Consider the following 834-nt stretch of genomic DNA (forward strand, 5'->3'; position numbering starts at 1 on the left):
TAGTTCAATGCCGAACCTGATAAAACGAACACCAAAAGGCTACAAAGAAAAAGATAAACCACCCTACTTTCACACCTAAAAAGCTAATGGTTCAATCGCTGAACTGAACCAAAAAACTGCATTCTCAGAGTTCGTATAACGCCTGCATAACACGTTTGCTACTATGCAGACCTAGCTGAATTTTACTGCCTTAATCACTGAAACTAAAGACAAACTGACAACGCCGAGTGTAGCAAATCGTGTTGATGCATTTGTTATACAAATTAATTACGTACAAATACTATTTCTTTTTGTACTTTGAATGTATATACAAATAAGTTGAAATTGAAGCTATAAGCCAAGCGATAAACAAGGTACTACTTGTTACCTCTGTATAAGTTAAAACATCCATTTGATTTAAATACCAAAGAAATGGCATATACAAATCTCTATGTTGATTCCAAAAGATAAAAAGCTCAAACATTGGCGCTAAAATCAAAATAATAAGCTGTCCCATAACTACAGAAAAGGCGATTTGGTGTTTAGGATTCTTAGCACTACTTGAGGCATAGCTGAGTACAAGTGTGATTAATGTTAACCCAATACCAATACCTAAAATGCCAAACGCACCACTTGAAATAAATACTGAAACACTTGCAGCAGTCGCTGCTCCAGCTAACGCTGCAACATCATTTGGAGCTTCTTTAGACATAGATTTCACTGATAGGAAAATAAGATTTTGGTATTCTATACCAAATACTAATAAGTTCAATTATATCTTTATTATTATAAGGTTAAAGAATTTGTATAACGCCGCAATAACACGTGCGAAAGACTGACTTACAAAACCAATTA

Annotated in this window: 1 protein-coding gene; it reads right to left on the reverse strand. The window is 34.3% G+C overall.

All coding sequences use genetic code 11. The features are described 5' to 3' along the window. Positions 1 to 280 precede the first annotated feature (280 nt). Positions 281 to 691 carry a hypothetical protein gene (locus PVK62_RS17355; protein ID WP_274445631.1) on the reverse strand — a complete coding sequence of 137 codons (411 nt, stop codon included), beginning with the start codon at positions 689 to 691 and terminating at the stop codon, positions 281 to 283. Positions 692 to 834: the final 143 nt, after the last annotated feature.

Origin of the sequence: Aliivibrio sp. S3MY1 (assembly GCF_028765575.1) — a bacterium.
In the GTDB taxonomy this organism is placed as follows: Bacteria; Pseudomonadota; Gammaproteobacteria; order Enterobacterales; family Vibrionaceae; genus Aliivibrio.

Coding starts and splice junctions, on each gene's coding strand:
- PVK62_RS17355 (WP_274445631.1), bottom strand. CDS start 691: ATGTCTAAAGAAGCTCCAAATGATGTTGCAGCGTTAGCTGGAGCAGCG.